The sequence below is a fragment of the Blautia hansenii genome, assembly GCF_013304445.1.
Lineage (GTDB): Bacteria > Bacillota > Clostridia > Lachnospirales > Lachnospiraceae > Blautia.
On record NZ_JAAITA010000059.1, the window covers coordinates 1 to 1,274 of the forward strand.

At 39.6% G+C, this 1,274-nt stretch carries 1 protein-coding gene; it reads right to left on the reverse strand.

Features of this window, described 5'->3' with window-relative positions:
- Positions 1–31: 31 nt before the first annotated feature.
- A complete protein-coding gene (locus G5A70_RS15465; RefSeq protein ID WP_173750330.1) occupies positions 32–1,189 on the reverse strand; it encodes an IS630 family transposase in 1,158 nt (385 codons plus the stop codon).
- Positions 1,190–1,274: the final 85 nt, after the last annotated feature.

Consider the following 1,274-nt stretch of genomic DNA (forward strand, 5'->3'; position numbering starts at 1 on the left):
CTAGTACAACGAATAATAAATAATTGCTATATTAAACAGAGGCCGCTTCATCTTCACTGATTTCATCCATTTTGTACTTCCAGTGATAAACCACAGGTTCACGGTTCACTTCGTCAAAGTACTTGTAAATCCGTTCTTCCAACTCCTGTTTGGTATTGACACGAATTCCTCGAAGCATCTGCTTGGTCATCTTGCTGAAGAAACTTTCAATCATGTTTAACCATGAGCCATGTTTCGGCGTAAACACAAATTTAAAACGTCCCTTTGGCATGGTGTCCAGAAAGCGTCGTGTTTCTTTGGAAGTATGTGCTGAGTGATTATCCAGGATGATTCTGATGGAATCCTGTGATGGATATTTTTTGTCCAGTATCTTTAAAAACTCAATAAAATCAGAACTCTTGTGAGTATCTCTTACTAACGGAATGGCTTCTCCTGTAAGTAAATCAATGCCAGCCAATAAAGAGAGGGTTCCAAGACGTTTGTATTCTGCATCACGGTATATTTCGCCGTGTCCTGGTGCTGGACGTAAATCTGGTGCAGTGTTGGAGATTGCCTGAATGCCAGGTTTCTCATCATACGATACCGTAATGGTCAGTTTATAATCATCTGGAACAATGAGTGTGCCAGTTTCATCAAACTGCATTTCAATCTGCTTGTAAACCAGCAGAACCTCATGCATTTTTGATTCAAAATCAGGATCCCGTTTTTCACAGTAATACTTGATTTTAAACGGCTTAATATCTTGTTCCTTGAGAAATTTCTGGATATATGGCTTTGTAACTGTTGAAAGCCTTGGATATCCCGCCTCCTCTGCATGCTTTTGAATGTATTTGTGGAGGGCGGTCAAAGTCCAAAGTTCCTGTGCATAGCCGAGTTCTGTTGGTCTCTGACATGCAATGCTAATCATCCATGCCTTAGCATCATCGGTGATTTCTGATGGGCGTCCAGAACGCTGCATATCAAAAATTGCAGCATCCACACCGCCTTTGTGAAACTTCGAAATACAAAGACGTACCGTTGCGGTACTGATTGTAAGGTTATCAGCGATTTCCTGGAATGTCATTCCATCAGCTTTATATAAAAGGATTCTGGCACGGTCTACGACTTGTGCCTGAATCGTTCTCTTTTTGGATAATGATTTAAGGTAATTCTTGTCTTCATCTGACAGGGGAAGATATGTTTTTCTCATAGTGTTCATCCTTTCTTAGATAACACTATTTTACCACACATCATCCATAAAATATATAGCAGTTATTTAATTTACTTTATACTAG